18 protein-coding genes are annotated in these 16069 nt (G+C 53.5%); 1 reads left to right on the top strand and 17 read right to left on the bottom strand.

The features are described 5' to 3' along the window. Positions 1-155: 155 nt before the first annotated feature. Positions 156-500 carry an acetyl-CoA carboxylase gene (locus AAA927_RS11450; RefSeq protein WP_338217952.1) on the top strand — a complete coding sequence of 115 codons (345 nt, stop codon included), beginning with the start codon at positions 156-158 and terminating at the stop codon, positions 498-500. Positions 501-777: 277 nt separating this feature from the next. Here AAA927_RS11450 and AAA927_RS11445 read toward each other — a convergent pair whose 3' ends face one another. From AAA927_RS11445 to AAA927_RS11365, 17 genes are all read right to left on the bottom strand, one after another. Further along, complete coding sequence (locus AAA927_RS11445) at positions 778-1797, bottom strand: N-acetylmuramoyl-L-alanine amidase (protein WP_338217951.1); 1020 nt, start codon at positions 1795-1797, stop codon at positions 778-780. Then, positions 1797-2081 carry a phage holin gene (locus AAA927_RS11440; protein WP_338217950.1) on the bottom strand — a complete coding sequence of 95 codons (285 nt, stop codon included), beginning with the start codon at positions 2079-2081 and terminating at the stop codon, positions 1797-1799. The genes AAA927_RS11445 and AAA927_RS11440 overlap by 1 nt, the downstream gene beginning before the upstream one ends. Beyond that, entirely contained in the window at positions 2074-2382 is a 309-nt protein-coding gene (locus tag AAA927_RS11435) for a hypothetical protein (protein ID WP_338217949.1), read from the bottom strand. The genes AAA927_RS11440 and AAA927_RS11435 overlap by 8 nt, the downstream gene beginning before the upstream one ends. Position 2383: 1 nt before the next feature. Beyond that, the gene (locus AAA927_RS11430) at positions 2384-2500 is read right to left on the bottom strand and encodes an XkdX family protein (protein WP_494515717.1); all 117 of its coding nucleotides are present in this window, start codon (positions 2498-2500) and stop codon (positions 2384-2386) included. Then, positions 2500-2853, bottom strand: a complete 354-nt coding sequence (locus AAA927_RS11425; RefSeq protein WP_338217948.1) for a phage infection protein — start codon at positions 2851-2853, stop codon at positions 2500-2502. Before AAA927_RS11425 ends, AAA927_RS11430 begins: the two co-directional genes overlap by 1 nt. An 11-nt stretch (positions 2854-2864) precedes the next feature. Continuing rightward, complete coding sequence (locus AAA927_RS11420; RefSeq protein ID WP_338217947.1) at positions 2865-5369, bottom strand: phage tail spike protein; 2505 nt, start codon at positions 5367-5369, stop codon at positions 2865-2867. Beyond that, the gene (locus tag AAA927_RS11415; protein WP_338217953.1) at positions 5366-7252 is read right to left on the bottom strand and encodes a distal tail protein Dit; all 1887 of its coding nucleotides are present in this window, start codon (positions 7250-7252) and stop codon (positions 5366-5368) included. Before AAA927_RS11415 ends, AAA927_RS11420 begins: the two co-directional genes overlap by 4 nt. Before the next feature lie 9 nt (positions 7253-7261). Then, complete coding sequence (locus tag AAA927_RS11410; protein WP_338217946.1) at positions 7262-11626, bottom strand: phage tail tape measure protein; 4365 nt, start codon at positions 11624-11626, stop codon at positions 7262-7264. Positions 11627-11742: 116 nt separating this feature from the next. Then, a complete protein-coding gene (gene gpG / locus AAA927_RS11405) occupies positions 11743-12156 on the bottom strand; it encodes a phage tail assembly chaperone G (protein ID WP_338217945.1) in 414 nt (137 codons plus the stop codon). Between the two features lie 66 nt (positions 12157-12222). Further along, positions 12223-12459, bottom strand: coding sequence for an Ig-like domain-containing protein (locus AAA927_RS11400; RefSeq protein ID WP_338217944.1), 237 nt, complete (start codon positions 12457-12459; stop codon positions 12223-12225). Positions 12460-12476: 17 nt separating this feature from the next. Continuing rightward, positions 12477-13091, bottom strand: a complete 615-nt coding sequence (locus AAA927_RS11395; protein ID WP_338217943.1) for a major tail protein — start codon at positions 13089-13091, stop codon at positions 12477-12479. Positions 13092-13122: 31 nt separating this feature from the next. Next, positions 13123-13545, bottom strand: a complete 423-nt coding sequence (locus AAA927_RS11390; protein WP_338217942.1) for a phage tail protein — start codon at positions 13543-13545, stop codon at positions 13123-13125. Beyond that, entirely contained in the window at positions 13546-13923 is a 378-nt protein-coding gene (locus AAA927_RS11385) for an HK97-gp10 family putative phage morphogenesis protein (RefSeq protein ID WP_338217941.1), read from the bottom strand. Continuing rightward, on the bottom strand, positions 13920-14243 hold the full coding sequence (locus AAA927_RS11380; protein ID WP_338217940.1) for a head-tail adaptor protein: 324 nt from the start codon (positions 14241-14243) through the stop codon (positions 13920-13922). The genes AAA927_RS11385 and AAA927_RS11380 overlap by 4 nt, the downstream gene beginning before the upstream one ends. Continuing rightward, a complete protein-coding gene (locus tag AAA927_RS11375; protein ID WP_338217939.1) occupies positions 14230-14574 on the bottom strand; it encodes a head-tail connector protein in 345 nt (114 codons plus the stop codon). Before AAA927_RS11375 ends, AAA927_RS11380 begins: the two co-directional genes overlap by 14 nt. A gap of 13 nt (positions 14575-14587) precedes the next feature. Next, positions 14588-14836 carry an Ig-like domain-containing protein gene (locus AAA927_RS11370; RefSeq protein WP_338217938.1) on the bottom strand — a complete coding sequence of 83 codons (249 nt, stop codon included), beginning with the start codon at positions 14834-14836 and terminating at the stop codon, positions 14588-14590. 32 nt (positions 14837-14868) lie between these two features. Then, positions 14869-16041: a phage major capsid protein gene (locus tag AAA927_RS11365; RefSeq protein ID WP_338217937.1), complete on the bottom strand. Its 1173-nt coding sequence runs from the start codon at positions 16039-16041 to the stop codon at positions 14869-14871. Between the last annotated feature and the right edge of the window lie 28 nt (positions 16042-16069).

The raw sequence follows: 16069 nt of genomic DNA, 5'->3' as shown, positions 1-16069 counted from the left end.
AATCTCGTACTCTCCTTTCGTAGCACTTTGTTGCTTTTTGTTGAACCCTGTAAATGCCGGTTTAAAGGCATTTCGGGGTTTTTGTTTTTCACTGTTTTTCGTTGTTTTTAATACATTTGTGGGAGATTTGTGGGAAGAATTTTAGAGGTGATAGCATGACAAACGACGTGACAATAATCAATGAGCGCATCGACCATTTGTTTCTCCGCCGCCACAACGTGCGCTATTGGATCCAAGTAACCTATGATCACATCGACGGCACATTCAACTTCTTTTTTAACTCAAACCCAAAAGAACACCGGCCAAAGTCGGTGCCGCTACACACACTCCAAACGACAAGTCTTGAACGACTAGAGCAAGTCATTAAAGGTATCAAGGCGCACACGTCACTACCTATTGAATACTACGGTTTTAAGCCCGGTGACTTGTGGCCTTCCACTGGCCGTCCTATTCAGTACAAACAACGCGACATCGAAACACCAGAGGGTGAGCCGTTCTAAATTCGTAATCTCTATTGAGGTGATGAAGATGGAGAATACCTACCCGCACGACGACCATATTGAGCGAATTGTTCTGAACGGTAGGTTCGTGATCATGATAGATGTGACACTAACCGAGAACGAAGCAGAAGCTAAGTGGCTGTTCGACATGATGAACGAATATCTATCGGAGCAGGACTGAATATAAGTTCTGCTTTTTTGTTTGGCCGCATAAAAAATAGCCCCACCCGCCGAAGCGAGTGAGGCTAGTGATGAGCTGTGACTAGTTAGTGATGATCTAGTACGCGTCAGCGTACAGGTAGCCAGTCTTGAGGTTCCGCCGTGCGACGTAGCGCCGCTTGCCGGAGCCGCCGATGTACGAGCACCAGCGGATACCTTCTGCGTCAATGTAGCTATCGTACTTGACCGTCTGACCCTTCTTGTATGTCGCTACGACCGCAGAACTGGTGGAAGCCGCCGCACGCACGTTGACGGTGGTGCGAGCACGCCAGGTGCCGGACTGGGCCACCCGCCCACCGGTGGACGATGCCGCGGGCTTGCTGACTGTCGTGCCGTTAGTCTGCGCCACGTAGCGCGTCTTGCCTGATGCGCCGGTGTACACCATCCAAGTGTAGCCCTCAGCCTGCACCGTGTAGGAGTAGCTGACGGTCTGTCCCGCCTTGTACTGGGCAACCACTGCTGCCGACGTGGAAGCCGCGCTGCGAACGTTTGTGGTGGCCTTGAAGGTGTACGTGCCGCCCTTACCGCCTGCAGAAGGTTTGGCCTCCGGCGTGGTGGTAGCAGAGCCAGTAGATGGTGCCTTCTGACCAGCAGCCTCGCGAACCAGCTCGATATAGTGCGTCATGTTGATACCGCCAGGGCAGTCAGTCGGAACAATGCTCTTGTGGGGAATGATATGCGTGCTATCAATCGGAATGCCATAACGTTTGCAGATGTCCGCACATAGGCGAGCAGAGTTCTTAAGCGTTGCTTCAGCTACTTCCCAGTTAGGCGCGCCGCTTGAGTTGACGTGTTCCAAACCGATTGAGCGTTGGTTCATTAGCTTATTACCGGCATGCCAAGCCGACCGCGTTTCGTCCACGCAGCCGATAATTTGCGTTGGCGTGATCTCGTAGTGGGCAGAAGTCATCTTCCCACCTTTGAGCCAAGTGTCCCTTGCAACCTGCTGGTTTGTAGTTGAGTTGTGGTGAATAACCACACGGTCAATTTTGTGGCGCGGATAGCCGGGATCATCGTGGGAGCTACCGTTCATTGGCCGCTCGTCAATGAAGGTTGTGAGCTTTGAAAATACTGCCATTATTTTGCCTCCTTTTTAGGCTTGTCATACGTCAGTGCCTGAACGCTGTCCGTTACGCCAGCCGTGGTTGGATCATTGATTGCACCCCACGCGGAGCCAATCATGAGCGCCACCACGTACGGGTTTCTGAACGCTCGGCCCAGCACGTCAAAGAACGCGCCCCACGTGGTCATGTCCTTGCCGTCCAGTCCGAAGTACGCCAGCACTGGCAAAAAAATAGCGAGCGCAATCTGCACCCACCACACCGGGTTCTGCACCCGGGCTTTCCAATTAATTTTAGTCATCATTCTGCTCCTTCCTGCGGAGGCCGACCTCGCTGTATAGCGTGCCGATTTCCGCATCGTGAATGCCGAGTTTGATGTCGTGACGATCCAGCCGCTTGTCGAACGTGTTGTGCTCCCTGAGGCTGTTCGCGGTGAGGTCATCAATGGCCTGTGTCAGCCCGGCAATCTGCTGGCTCAATGGTTTGGCGATTTTGTCACCAAAATTCTTGAGTAGCGACCTGATGCCGCCATACACCGCCCCCACGATGCCGAGCACCGCCAACCACTCGGCCCAGCTTAAGCCTAAAATTCCATGTACCAATTCACTTCACTTCGCTCCCTGTGATTTGTTTATACTCATCAGACGTGATTGCTCCAGATTCTACGTAGCCCTCTATTGGGCAACCCCATTTGTACATCTGTTTTACAAAGTCTCGCATCAGCTCTCGCCCCCTAACTTTTCGGTGAGCGCGGTGACTTGTTCCGCCAATTGCGCGTTTTGCAAGCCCAGTGCATTGATCATCTGCTGTTCGGTCGTGGGAATCACCTTATTAGCTTCTGCTTCAAGCTCTGCCAGCTTGTCCTCATCGGTGGTTATAATGCCATCTGCTGATACCTTTGAGGCTCCAAGATAGATGCCAGCCAATTCTTCTGGGGCTACCTCAACTGCCTTGCTAGTGTCAAATGGGGCTACCCATTCTTTGCCGTCATAGAATTCTTGCTGATAGCCTACGATGTAGCCATCGGAGTCCATCGTAAAAAGTACCTTGATTTTTTCTTTGGTTTCCATCATGTCAAGCCCCCCTAAAATGCTCGTATTTCGTAGATGTAATAGGCTGACCCCACGCTATTTTTAAGGTTAATCGAAGAGTTACCCGTTAATTTGGTGTCCGAAACATAGTAGTATTGACCACCACCGCCAAGGTTGAAGTCAAAAATTGGCACTAGATGGCCCAGATTTGGCGCCTTAAGTGCCCGCTCTTTTGAGATGTATTCCCAGAAAAAACGGTTACCGGCGTCCATTGCCAGCCCAATCTTCCAGCCGTTTAAGCACTTACTCAACGGCAGAGATGGCGTGATGCTTTGATTATCGCCTAGTCGCGTCTTTCCTGACCACAACAGCCTACCGACGTTGTCTAGTTGTTGAAGCATCTCACCGTTCAGATGGCCGCTTACCTTTTTTCCGCTGGCGTCTAGGTTAGACAGTAATAGCTCTCCTAGGTAGAGCTGCGCCGCCGCAGTAATGTCGCTTTCAGCGGTTCCGCCATCGTACAGCCGCGATAGGTAACCTGCCGGACCAATCTCTGTGTGAAATGTCTGTAAGTAAGTCCCACTACTACCATCAATGGTGCCGTCGACAGTTAGGTAGCCATCGCCCATCTTCGTAGTCCCGGTGCCTTTGGTGAGCATGATTTGACCGGTCGGGTCTGTGACGTCTGCGAAGTCGCTCTCATCAACAGGCGCGTTTTTGAAGGTGCTGATGAATTTAGACCCATTGAAGATAACCCCATTGAAGGTTAGCCCATTGAACGTGGCAGCGCTGATCGCGCTTGCCGAGATTGGCTGCGCGACCCATTTGGTGCCGTCTGACTTGTAGAAGGCCGTGGCAATACCAGTACTGTCAAGCAGCCAGAACTGGCTATTTGCCGGAGCCACCGAGGAAGGAAGCACCGTGCCGCTAGCGTAACTAGTGATGTCTTTACCAGCTGGGCCAGTTGGCCCAGTATCACCCTTGGCACCGTTTGCACCCTTGATGAGTACCCACGTATAGTCTGATACTGTGGTGCTGTCTGTTTCCGTGAAGTCACTGTACGTGCCGATGTACGCCTTTCCGGTCGGTGACTGCGAGAACCCGCCGCCGTTCACATCGTCCGCATAGGCCGTGTGGAAGTAACTAGTCTTCCCATCATCACCTTTTGGTCCAGCCACGCCGACCCCGTCATCGCCTTTGACCTTCTGCCAGTGCCCTGCATAGTCCGCTGGATCATCGCTTGGCACAGCGCTCTTGTCGCTCCATACAACCGCCATATACGTCTTGCCAGCGGGGTCAGCAGAAATACCAGTGCCCACATCATCGTCCGCATAGCGCGTCCACGGGTAGTACTGGTGAGTGTTACTGGCCTTGATTTGCTCCATCTTGTCGGCCAGCTCTTGAAGTGCCGGGTCAATCTGCGACTGCTCAATCAGGAAATCGCCGAAAGTGGCTTGCCGCGTGTCGTTCGCGTAGCTTGTCTTGAGCTCCAGCAACCGTGTGGACAGGTTCAGGTCTTGCAGCTCATCGACCAGGTGCACCGTGTCGCCGACCTCAACAGTAGACGGCAATTCTGCCACGTCTGCCTCATAATTCACGACCGGATCAACCGCCTTCTTGAGGCCAGCCAGCGCCGACTGGAAGAGCTCCGCCTGCGTCTTCGCGGTGTATGTGATGCGCCGGTTGATATAGCCGCCAGACACGTCTGCCACACTGCCAGCCGCACGGAGTCGGCTCCACTTCTGGTTGGCCACGGTGTCCATCAATACGCCACCAGCAGTCAGCACATACCGGCCGGTTGGGTCGGTGTACGAGTAGCCCGCCAGCGTCAGCGGCTTGTCAGAACCTTCCACGGTGTCACCAGTCGCCACGACTGAGGTGTACAGGTCATAGATGTTTCCGGTTGTGCTGATGCTGTTCAGCTGAGTGTTCACCTCCAGCCGCTGACCCTTGTCTGCGCCGATGTGCTTGTACACGTCAACGTAGCGCTTGACGACCTTCATGCCATCGACCTCAAAGCGGAAGTTCAGCTCAGCGTTATCGAACTGGGTCGCCACCGATTCGATGCGCTTGAGTGACGTGTCGTCGGTGCTGTCCCAACTCAGCGTGCGAGTCAGGTCGGCGATTTCGTTCGTGCCGATTTCAAATCCACTGTCGGTGGTGAACAGGTCGAAGTACTCCGCAAACGTCATCGGCCTGCTGGCGCTGTACGCCGAGATGGTTTCGTTAATGAGATCGAGCCCGCCGCTTTCGGAAACGAAGGTCAGCACGCCAGAATGCGCATCAAACTTTGTCCACTCCGCAATGGTCATGAACTGCGAGCGACCACGGTAGTCTTTATACAGCACGAAATTGCCGTACGCCGCCATTGCCATAACCTTCGCCACATCACTCTCGCCAAAGACCAGCGTGGCCGTGTATGACCGCCCCACGGCAGTTTCGGCGAACTCATCGTCTACATCATCAATCATGTTGATGCCGGGCCGACTGGCGTCTGGCATATCCGTTGACGCGATGCCGATTAGCTCGAAGTCGCGGTTCGCAAAGTATGCAATCATAGCCATGCCTCCCTGTACTCAATCTTTGCCGTGAACGGGTCTGCCCAGCTTGACGCCACCGGATGGAGTGTATTCTCACCGGGCTGAATCATGAACTTATCCCAATCATTGCCGATGGCCTGCACAGTGCCGTCTTCGACGCCATTCACGTAGACCGTCTTCGTGGCAACATCTACGACCAGCTCATCACCAGCAGAGAAGCGGTTTGGCAAGTCTTGCCAGTAGTCCACATTGACCCACTGGAAGATGCTGTCCGACCAGTTGATGGTCCAACCCGTCTTGTCCGAGAAGCCCGTCATCCAGACCGTATACCCGTCAATCGAGGCGTCCGCCAGGCCAACAATGGTCGGCGACTGCACCAGCGTCTGGCCTGTCTTCATGCCGCCTTCCAGCGTCTGAATCTTGGCTAGGCGGAAAGTTGCTTGATTGCCGAGCTTGCCTATTTGCAACGAGTAGAAACCGTTTGTGAACAGCTTCCGGTTGAGGTTCTGCGTCCAGATGGTCTTACCCATTGCGATCAGGTCCAACGCCAGTACATCGGCGGTGTAGTAGCTGTCATGAAGCACCATACTCAGCGCCACGGTGTCGCCAGACGTCAGATTGAACTCGATTCGCCCAGAAGCCTTCGCATTCGTCGCCAGGTTGATGCGGTTCGCCCAGAGCAGGTTGCCCGTGTTGGACCCCTGCGAATTTGCCGCAATCGTGCCGCTCATCGAAGGTCCGGCCCAGTTGTCGCTGGCAGTCCGGTTGTACATCGGCGTAGCGGTGTCCTTCGCGTACTGAAAAGACCCCGCCTGTTTGTTAGGCCGGGCCGTGTCTCCTAGATAGTTCTTGTACACCACTGTTCCCGCGTTCAGTGTGATGCCGGTTGGTGCAGCCATCATCGTGTGGTGGAAGACCGTCTCGGAATCATCATGCTGCGTGCCGTCAATCTCATCATTAGCGCCAAACTGAAGCACACCGCCAGCATCGTTCGTCCACGCCACCAGCCCGTTATCGCCGTTCATTGTGGCCGTCAGGATAGGCGCAGTTGGTGCCGTGCCGTAGTTGTGCACTGTGATGGTATCGGAATAGTATTCAGAGTATTCAGGATCTGCTGGATTAGGCGACCAAGGAGAAGCTGTATTCCCCGCTTCTACCTTTCCTTTGCTCCATGCGTAAGACCCCGCGTCTGAATCGTTAGTCCATGCTAGTTGGACTGATATGTTGTCATAGTCATCTGAGGTGGGTGCCGTAAATGTGACTGAGTGGCGTCCGGCAGTTTCGAGGGTACTTGTTAAAATCATCTTTACTCTGTTACTCTCTGACATTGTCCATGCTTGCAAAACAACCATATGGTCCATCTGCTCTAGGTCGACGCTGACCGTGTACTGCAGGCCTTTGATTGAGTTAAAGGTGCCAATGGTGCTAATTAAAAAGTCGCCACCCGTGGCTGTCTGAGGTTTGTCACTGGTTCCTTTTAGCAGATTCACTGACACGTCCTTGTATGGCATGTTGTTAGCCGTCTTCGTTGTCAGTGAATGCGCCACACCATCGGGGACGATAAAATTGATTGTTCCGCTGCCTAAGAAGTAAGCACGCGTCAGGTCAATCTTACCGTCCACTTTTGCCAGCCAGTATTCATCAGTACGATCACTGAAGGACAGCTTCGCGGGTTCGTTGGTATACAGCAGTGGAGCCATCATGCGTTCAAACTCACGCTGTGAGATAGCCATTACGTCGTATTGAACTGGCAGCACGCGTGATTTGATTCGCCCACGCATGAAGCGGTCACCGTTTGACGTGCCGACTGTCTGCATCGTATTTTCAACTTCGCTCAAGATTCCGCGATCAGGAGCGAACTGCAAAAAACGGTCGCCGATTTGGTGGCCGTTGAATGTCATGATTGCCAATTAAACGTGCCCCTTTCTTCTATTATTTGTTCTTGTCATTCGGTTCATTTGCTCCTGCACGCCTTCGGCAGACCAGCGGCCTACTTCTCGCCCGTTGTCGAGCTGCACGGTTCCGCTGATTGAAGGCTTGTAGTCAAGCAACTCAGCCACCAGCACATTCAGCGTGCGAAGCGCGTCGCCTAGGCCGCTTTCATTCGATGCCGTCACGTTGACTGTCTGCACTGTCTGTGGACGGAGGTTCTGGAGTGTGGTAGCTGCGTCGGTGAAGTCGGTGGTGCCTGATGCGAATCGCGGCACTGCAAACTTGCGAGCGGTGCTCATCGCAGTAGCAATCTTTGTGTGCCGTGGTAACGGCAGAATTGCGTTACGCTCTTTCGGAATGAAAGTCTGACCGTTTGGCAGTGTGATTGCTTCACGGTAGACCGCACCCGGAGCATCGTTGACCATTGCTAGGCCGCCAACGAAGTTGTTACTACCTTTCTTCAAGCCAAGTATCTTTCCAACACCCTTCGCGAAGCTGACGCCTACACTCAGCATTTTGGAAATCGTGTTTGGCTTGCGCTGAAATGCACCAACCGCTTCAGTAGCCTTCCCTGCCGGGCCGCTCGCACCATCAACCGCCTTGGCATGCTTTGGACTACCGGGGCTAGCAACTCTGAATTTGTCAATGGCGCCTTTGGCATTTCTGAAACCGCTGACGGCACTGGAAGTATCACCCTTGCCGACTTTGGTTGGCCCGGGGTTAGTGCCCTTGTAGTCAAGAATTGACTTTTTTCCGAGGCCAAAGTTGTTCTGAACGCTTACGGTATCAGCCTTCGCAACCTTCTTCTTCGGGTTGTAGTTCAAGTTGTAGTCGTTAATGAGCTGTCCGGAATCAACCAGCTTTTGCCGCAGGTCATCGTTCTTCATGAGGGCTTGCTTGACGGAATCTGGCAGAGTATAGAAGTTGTGATACTTGAGTGCATCGGCGCCAACCTTGTCAACGAAGTCTTTGTCGTTCAGCGCCGCCGTCTTCGTGGCATCGGGCAGACTGTTGAAGGTGCCATACTGCAGTGAGAGCTGTGCGACATGAGCCGCACCCTTGGCATTCACGATGGCTTGCTTTTCGGCTAGAGGCAGCGCGTTCCACTGACCGGACTTCTGCAAAGCAGTAATGATGGTGGCTGATGCCTTGTCATGGACGATCAGTTCGAGCTGGCTCGGTGACAGCTGGTTCCACATTTTCACCTTGTCGATAGCAGCCACCAGTGAGCTGGGGTCACCTTTGACTACCGCGGCCATCTGCTTCGGATTGAGTTGATTCCACAAGTCCAGCTGGTCGATGATGTCGGCCAGGTCTTGCTTGCCCGCCGTAACCATCAGCGCATACTTCTGCTGAACCGTCATTTTGTTCCACTTGTCCGTCTGGATCATCGCAGCCAGCAGAGTTTCCTTCGCATTGCTGCTGATTTTGGCGTATTTCAAGTCGAACGTGAGCCGCTTCCAGCCTTCCTTTGTTGAAGCCGTCTGCGTCAGCACTTCTGGCAGGTTGGTGACAACCCTTCCTGTCTTTTGGTCTAGCACAAGGCTATTCCAATCATTACCGGCCTTTTTGACGTTGGCCGACATATTCTTGCTGACAGATGCCGCAAACTGCTTCGTGGAGGTAACGCCACCATTCATCGCTTTCTTGTAGCGGTTCATAGCAGCTTCTGCTTGTTCAGCAGTCATCCCCATGTCTTGCTGGAGTTGTGCTTGGACTTGTTTGTTAGACATGCCTTGGGCTTTTAAGGCTTGCACCATACTCAAGTAGATTGCATCCATCTTAAATTTGTGATCTCTCTCAAGCCCTTCGATGGTTGCATTCTTTTCAGCTGTGCTTAACTGGTCATTATCATTGATTGCCTTGCGCTTCTTAGCAGTGGCTTCGTATTCTTGCTCCATTGCGGCAACAGAATCCGTGTACTGTTTCTTGGCGGCCGAGGCAGACATAGTGACACGTTCACCGAGAATAGCTTTAGTGACGTTATTCTGCTGTTGTCCACTCAATCGAAGTGTCTTAACAGCATCAATCGCGCTATCTTGCTGCAGGTTCTTGATGACTTGCAGTTGGTCAGCGGTCAGCTTGCCCTGTTCTTCACCGGCAGACTTAGTGATTGCTTTGACCTTGGCGGCATTCTCTTGCACCTGCTTAACTCGTTTATCATTAGCAGTCTTCTCTTTGGCAGCAGCAGCTAACAGAGCGTCACCAGCATCACCACCCAGTGACTTAGCCAGCTTCTTGGCCGCCGCATCAGATTGATCAGCAGCTTGCTTAGCTGCTTGCGCCATTGAGTTGAAGCCGTCCACAATCTGCTTTGAGTTTGTCTTGGCAGACTGGTTGGTATTGTCGAGTGCACCACTAATTTCACCAGAGGCTTGCTTCATCTTCGTGGCTGATTTATCGGCAGCCGCCCCGATGTCGGAACCCCACATTTGTGCACGCTGGCTTGCTTCGTAGGCTTTCTCGCCCCAAATCTTCCACACACCATAGCCAACCGCGGCCGCTCCAGCCACACCAACCAACGCAACGCCGAGTGGTGCCAGCGAAGTGAGCAAAGCAGAACCACCCGCAGCAGCACCAGTAGCAGCCTCTCCAGTTTCAGCAATCGCCGGAGCGGCGCTGAGAGCCTTGAAAGCAGTCTCGCTGAACGTTGATTTAAGAACATCGAAGCCACTCGCGCCAATCTTAGCTGCAGTTTGAGCGCGACCAATGCCACCGGCCACCGCACTGAACGCACCTGCGCCGCCGGAAATAATCTTGAACATACCACCGATCGCGCTGGAAACTGGCCCAGCTGCAGCAGCGAACAGAGTGAACTTAATGATTGATTGCTGGGTGCCTTTGTCGAGCTTACCGAAGGCTTGCACCATCTCGGTAGCTTTGCCAATCAGCGGCGTGATCGAAGGCAACAGATTCTCACCGACTTCGATGCCCAGCACCTGAACTGATGACTTGAGTTTGTCGAAGTTAGCTTTCGCCGTGTTTCCCATGATGTCAGAAACTTTCTTGGTTGCACCGGCGGCATCTTGCGTTTCTTTCGTCAGCTTGCGCATCGCCGGTGCGCCGGCATTAAGCAATGCCAGCACAGCACGGCCACCACGTTCACCGAACGCGGCATTGACGGCGGCAACCTTGTCGACCTTGTTCTTGCCCTCAGTCGCTTTGGTGACCTGTTCAATGACTTCGGGCAGTCCGATTTGTCCTGCCTTGAAGGCTTTGATGTTCACGCCTAGCTTTGCCATTGGTGAGTCGGCTTTGGTCGAAGCCGCAGCCAGCTTCTGGAGCATCATATTGAACGCGGTCCCGGCGGATGAACCTTGCAGACCCGCGTTTGAAAGCAGACCGATGTCGGCCACTGTTTCATTCAGAGAAACACCGGCGGCGTGAGCAGACTGCCCAGTGTATTGCATGGCTTCGCCCATGTCACTAAAGCCAGACTTGGTCGCATTGGCCGCATAAGTCATAGCATCAGTGACGCTGGTCGTGTTCGCGGCTTTGACACCGAACTGCGTCATCGTGGAAGTAACAACCTCCATAACGCTGTTGAAGTCTTCACCAGATGCACGTGAGGCATCCAAGATAGCTGGCATCATCTTCATGGACTGACCAGCGGAATAACCAGCCCGCACCAGGTCGGCCAGTCCGTTGTTGATGCTGGTGGTCGAGATGCCATATTGAACCGCCCACTTCTTCGATGAGCTAGCGAGCTGATCGAGCTGGGCACGATACTTGCCAGTCACGGCGGCACCGTTGGTCATCAGTGGCCCGATTGCATCAATCTGGGAGTTGAAGTCAATGGCTGACTTCGCCGCTGCAGTGAACCCGGCCGCAATCGGTGCAGTGACGGCCATGGTTGCCTTGGAGCCGAAGCTCGCCAATGATGAACCAACCTTGCCGGTCACTTTCGAGAACGCCGCAGCCTTCTGTGACATCTGAGTCCAGCCATTTGACTGCAGTAGAATCTCTTTGCGCATGGCGGCCATGCGATTGTTCAGAAGCGCAATCTGAGCAGCCGTCTTGTTGACGGCACTGGCGGCATTGGCCTCACGCGTTGTGAGCTTCTCCATGTCGCCATTGCCCTCTTGGACGGCCTTTGACCGTTTTGCGAGGGTTTCCTGTTCTCGCTTGAGCTGGGATTCGTATTGTTGCATCTGGCGCTCTAGCGTTCCATACACGGTACGCATGCCGCCAATAGACTTCTCAGAACCTTTGAAGGCAATGTCCTGCGCCTTCAGCTCAGCGGTGGTCGCTTTTATTGTGGAGGACAATGTCCGAGCCGAGGCTCGAAACGGGTCGATGTTCAGGCTTACCGTTGCGGCCAAATGCCCTAAATTTCCTGCCATTGTTTACCTCCTTTCTCAAAACAAAAATGGAAACGCCTTGTCGATGGTCGTTTCCTTCTCTTCGTAGATCGCATTCAGTTGCTTCAAGTCACGTAACGTCATCGCATCAACGTCGGCTAGTTTGTAGCCGTCTGCAAGCCTGGCTTTGTAGAAGTCATAGATGTTGTTGAGCGCTTCTTGGACGTCCGTGTCGGTGATTTTTTTGCTGGCTTGTCGTCAGCTTCTTCGCCATCATCCAGCGATGCTTCCACAGCTTCGTTGATGCTGTCGAGTGATTTCAGGCTACGTACCGAGCCGTAAGTGACCTGCTTGCGGTTGAACTGGCCTTGCCAGAACTCAACCGCAAAATTTGCCAGGTTGGCCTCGTTCGCGTCAAAGTCCGCGTTACTTGGCCCGCCATCTTTGCTGTACATACGAAGTTGTTGCTGTTGCACCTTGAGTGCGTTGGTCGTGTCACGCAACCCGGGTTCGCCATTGCGGACAAACTTGTTTGGCTGGCCCGCAATCATCAAACTGATTTCAAATGCCATGTTTTCCTCCTATTCAGCCGCCCGCTGGTTCGCGTATTGTTGATTTCGTTGGCGACTAAGTTGTGACTATTCCGTAGTTACCGTGATCGTGGCAGAGCCAACGATTGCACCAGTGGTCGTAGTGAACTTGGCCTGCGTTTCGCCAGCCTTCACACCGGTAACGGTGCCGCTGTCATCAATCGTGGCCACGGTTGTGTCTTCAATACTCCAGGCGCCAGTCTTGTCGGTGGCGTCTGCTGGTTCAACAGTTTCAGATAGCTTTGTCGTAACGCCGACTTTTACTGACACAGTAGCCGGAGCCACTGTGACCGCTGTCGGCGCTACGCTTTTGGGTCTTCAGGAATGACCGCATCTGCTGCGGTAGTTGGGAATACCCACTTATGGAATGTTTCAAAGTCAAAGTCTGGGTTGTCCTCACGACCAATCAGCACAACGTTGCCATTGTCACTGTCACCACGTGGAATAAAGGAACCGGTGATGGAGTCAGCGGTTGGGTCAGGCGCGCCATCAACGGACTTGGTGTCGACGGACGGCAGAGTGAACATGCCTTTCAGCATGCCGACCCAGACAGCCTTGCCGTTGGAGAGTTTGGTCTTGAACAACGTAGCGACGTAGTTCGGGGTCAGGTTCTTTGCGTACACTTCAGTGCCACCAGAAACCTGAATGTTGAACAGGTCTTTCTTCATCTGAGTGTCAACATCATAGAGTTCGACAGCTTCAGTCGCCTCGGTGATTCCGGCAGACAGAATTAGGTATGGGCCGTTATCGGCAGACAGGGTCTTCTGCTCAGTGGAAATATCCATCTTCACTGTGCTCAGACCCACAATTTTGCGAGTTGCGGCAACGAACTCATCGTCGCCAACAACGCCGTATTCGAAATTTGAAGCACCAAATTTGGCGAGCTTATTGTTTGTTGCAGTAGCATTTTCAGCCATTTGTTAATCCTCCTATTGAAAAAGGGCCACCCTATACGGGCAGTCCCTGTGATTGGAAATATGCAGTTGTCATGCGAAGCGTTGGCACTGAATTGTCCTCGCCAGAAGTGTGGTAGGTTCTGTTCCAGCCATTCGCATGCATGACCTGACGAATCAGGTCGTCTATTGCTGATGTTTCTTGCATCAACGACTTGCGCGTCCATAAATCAATCTGCACGCGCGGGTACTCAATGAAGCGGTCATCGTCAGCCGGTTCGTGGTTATCACCAGGCAGGTCAGTGATTCTAACCCAGGGTGACAACGCCACTATTTGCGGGTCGGTCGAGTTGTCGAAGTCCGGTGAACCAATGTAGACGCCGCCAAGCGGGTCATCGGCACCGCGCACCTCCGTCAACAACGCTTTCAGCTCCGCACTAGCAGTCAGCGCCTTGCTTGCTTCAGTAGAGCCAAGCATCTACCCACCTACTTTCAAGTGGGAAACAAACGCCTCGAGAATCTCATCGCGAGTTTTCTCTTGGGTTTCTTCCACAAAGTGTTGTGGGTCTTGCTTGGCAGTGCCGTTGTTTGGGAAGTGCACGCGGAAACCAGTCTGCTGGCCATAGCCAACATCTGACTCCAGAATTCCGCCACGGTCGCGCACACCAGTTGCATGAATGTCGTCGCGCATGTGAGTGGGGTCGTCAGTTTCGCCTGACCATACTGGGGTATCGGTCTTGAGCGCGTTGGCAAAGATTTCTGCCCCGTCGCGAATGGCGGCACGTGCATCTTTTTGCATGCCGTTATCCAGCGCCTCAATCTTCGCAAGCAAATCTGAATCACCAGATACCGTCATGCCGACACCTTCTTTCCTGTGATTGTCGTGATGTCCCGACGTTGGTAGTCAGGATCCAACCCGGTTATTTCGTATTCGCTACCGTGCCATACAATGCGCCATGTGGGTTGAATCTCTTCTTTGGTCAGAAACCTGACAATGAACGTTGGTGAGTCAGTACGAACACCGAGCCCGCTGCGAGCTTCACGAATTGGCACCTTTGGCACCTCCGCCCACACCGTCATGTGTTCAGTCTTTTTGTCGTCTACCGGTACGCCTTGCTCCATGCCACGACCGTAGCTGACGAAGGTGATGCGCTCGCGCATGTTAGTTGTCCGCATCGTCAGCCACCTCCGTCCGCAACTGGTTGACCGTAGCGGCGACGGTATCCAGCAACGGATACCGCATCACGTCAGCGCCTTCGCCACGGTAGTCGTATTCTTCCTTGACCTGCTGCATGATTGCCACAAAGTAGCGGTCACGCGTTTCGGCTTTTGCCAATAACGACTCTGGCTTCAGGCCGGTTTGAACAGCCGAGGCAATTTGTGTGGCCGCACCGCTGGTCAGTAGGTCAAGCATGCCGTCCTCAACTTCTTGGTCAACCTTGCAGTACATCTTCAAAACATCGAATTGAGCCTGGGTGAGTGGCCCGTGTGTATCTTCTTCAGCCATTCACGCTACCTCCTTATGCTGCCGCGGTGACGGTAACTTTGACGGTGCCGATGAAGCTACCACTCGTGGCGGTGATTGTGGCTGTGCCTTCGGTAACCGCCGTGATTGTGCCATCTGCTGCCACCGTTGCGATTGCTTCATCACTCGTGGTGTACGCAATCGCGCCGTTCACAGCAGCCGCATCATCAGCATCCGCTGGGTCAGCTGTTGCGGTGACCTGCTTAGTGTCGCCGACCTTCATCGAAGCCGTTGCCTGGCTCATCTTGAGCCCAGTCGCCGGGTTCGGAGCCGGCGTTACGCTTTTGGGGAGTAGGTCAGGAAGTAGCCAGCCTTGGTGTCAGCAACCGCAACGCCGAACCGCATACCCGCGCGCAGGTACTTGCCGTAGATGTCATTGTCAACCCACTGAATGTCCATGTCTGCCCGGTCTGCAAAGATAACAGCGCGCGGCAGGTCGCCAAGGAAGGCATGTGCTTCGCCAGCGGCGCCCAGAACATCGTCACCAACAACCACAACGCTCATGCCAAGCACGGTCTTGCCGGATGGACTGATGATGCTGTCCTGCAGCAGGTAACGGCCATTGCCGTCCTTCACGGTGTCGAGGAAGTTGTAGAAGCTCTGGGAAGCAATCAGCGCGCGGCTGTATGCTGGGTCGAGTTCAACGTTATTGATTTCCTTCAGGCCATCGATGTCAGAAATTTCCTTCGGGGTGAAGCCTTTCAGCAGCGTTGCGATGGCAGCGTTGCCGGTGTTCCGCTTGAGTTGCTGGCCGTTTTCGTTCACGATGCCAATCATGTCTGCTTCGGAATCGTCAATGTCTTCTTGGGAAATAGGAATAGCGCCACGATAGGTGTAAATCTTCCATTCAACCTTGTCGAACTCAGGCTTCGCCAGCGCTGGGTTTTTTTCCAATTCAGCCACAGTGTGCAGAACACCGGTCACATTCTTCAGCGTCGGGTATACACCCTGCGCGTGCTTTGCCGCGATCACGTGGGTGTACGGCTTGAGATCGACAACGGTCTGCAATTCACGCTGTGGAATATAGGACTGGTCAACCGGAATCGTGCCAGGGTTATCACTGGAAACGATGCCGTTGGTCGTCGGGTCGGTGGAAGCACCGTCACGCAGCATAGAAGCCGGAATGGTGATTTCCTTGCCCAGCTCCTTGGCGCGGATGAACGCATTGATTTGCTTCCGACGTTCGTCGGTGGCTGGCTTTACGACTACCTTCGGCGCAGGCTGTTCGTTGCCCTTGAGCGCTTCTTCATACAGCCCACGCTTCTCTTCCAAGTCCTTGATTTCTGCAGATTCCTTATCGAACGCAGAACGGGCTTCCTTGGCTTTCGTGGTTGCATCTTCGGTGTCTTGCTCCAGCAGGGAGCGAATTTCTGCCTTGTGTGCTTCGGCAGAGGCGCGCTTTTCGTCAAGTTGCTTGCGAATTGCGGCTAATTTTTCATCTAAAGTCATAATTGACCTCCTAAATTTGTGTATAAAA

The sequence above is a fragment of the Lacticaseibacillus salsurivasis genome, assembly GCF_036246225.1.
GTDB lineage: Bacteria > Bacillota > Bacilli > Lactobacillales > Lactobacillaceae > Lacticaseibacillus > Lacticaseibacillus salsurivasis.
Note: the sequence above shows the minus strand (reverse complement) of the source record. Positions and strands in the feature narration are given on the sequence as shown.

What these genes read in the sequence shown, in the direction of transcription:
- AAA927_RS11415 (WP_338217953.1), bottom strand. Translation starts at nt 7,252, where the DNA reads ATGACATTCAACGGCCACCAAATCGGCGACCGTTTTTTGCAGTTCGCT.
- AAA927_RS11425 (WP_338217948.1), bottom strand. Translation starts at nt 2,853, where the DNA reads ATGATGGAAACCAAAGAAAAAATCAAGGTACTTTTTACGATGGACTCC.
- AAA927_RS11385 (WP_338217941.1), bottom strand. Translation starts at nt 13,923, where the DNA reads ATGACGGTATCTGGTGATTCAGATTTGCTTGCGAAGATTGAGGCGCTG.
- AAA927_RS11380 (WP_338217940.1), bottom strand. Translation starts at nt 14,243, where the DNA reads ATGCGGACAACTAACATGCGCGAGCGCATCACCTTCGTCAGCTACGGT.
- AAA927_RS11420 (WP_338217947.1), bottom strand. Translation starts at nt 5,369, where the DNA reads ATGATTGCATACTTTGCGAACCGCGACTTCGAGCTAATCGGCATCGCG.
- AAA927_RS11395 (WP_338217943.1), bottom strand. Translation starts at nt 13,091, where the DNA reads ATGGCTGAAAATGCTACTGCAACAAACAATAAGCTCGCCAAATTTGGT.
- AAA927_RS11375 (WP_338217939.1), bottom strand. Translation starts at nt 14,574, where the DNA reads ATGGCTGAAGAAGATACACACGGGCCACTCACCCAGGCTCAATTCGAT.
- AAA927_RS11390 (WP_338217942.1), bottom strand. Translation starts at nt 13,545, where the DNA reads ATGCTTGGCTCTACTGAAGCAAGCAAGGCGCTGACTGCTAGTGCGGAG.
- AAA927_RS11365 (WP_338217937.1), bottom strand. Translation starts at nt 16,041, where the DNA reads ATGACTTTAGATGAAAAATTAGCCGCAATTCGCAAGCAACTTGACGAA.
- AAA927_RS11445 (WP_338217951.1), bottom strand. Translation starts at nt 1,797, where the DNA reads ATGGCAGTATTTTCAAAGCTCACAACCTTCATTGACGAGCGGCCAATG.
- AAA927_RS11450 (WP_338217952.1), top strand. Translation starts at nt 156, where the DNA reads ATGACAAACGACGTGACAATAATCAATGAGCGCATCGACCATTTGTTT.
- AAA927_RS11370 (WP_338217938.1), bottom strand. Translation starts at nt 14,836, where the DNA reads ATGAGCCAGGCAACGGCTTCGATGAAGGTCGGCGACACTAAGCAGGTC.
- gpG (WP_338217945.1), bottom strand. Translation starts at nt 12,156, where the DNA reads ATGGCATTTGAAATCAGTTTGATGATTGCGGGCCAGCCAAACAAGTTT.
- AAA927_RS11440 (WP_338217950.1), bottom strand. Translation starts at nt 2,081, where the DNA reads ATGACTAAAATTAATTGGAAAGCCCGGGTGCAGAACCCGGTGTGGTGG.
- AAA927_RS11430 (WP_494515717.1), bottom strand. Translation starts at nt 2,500, where the DNA reads ATGCGAGACTTTGTAAAACAGATGTACAAATGGGGTTGCCCAATAGAG.
- AAA927_RS11410 (WP_338217946.1), bottom strand. Translation starts at nt 11,626, where the DNA reads ATGGCAGGAAATTTAGGGCATTTGGCCGCAACGGTAAGCCTGAACATC.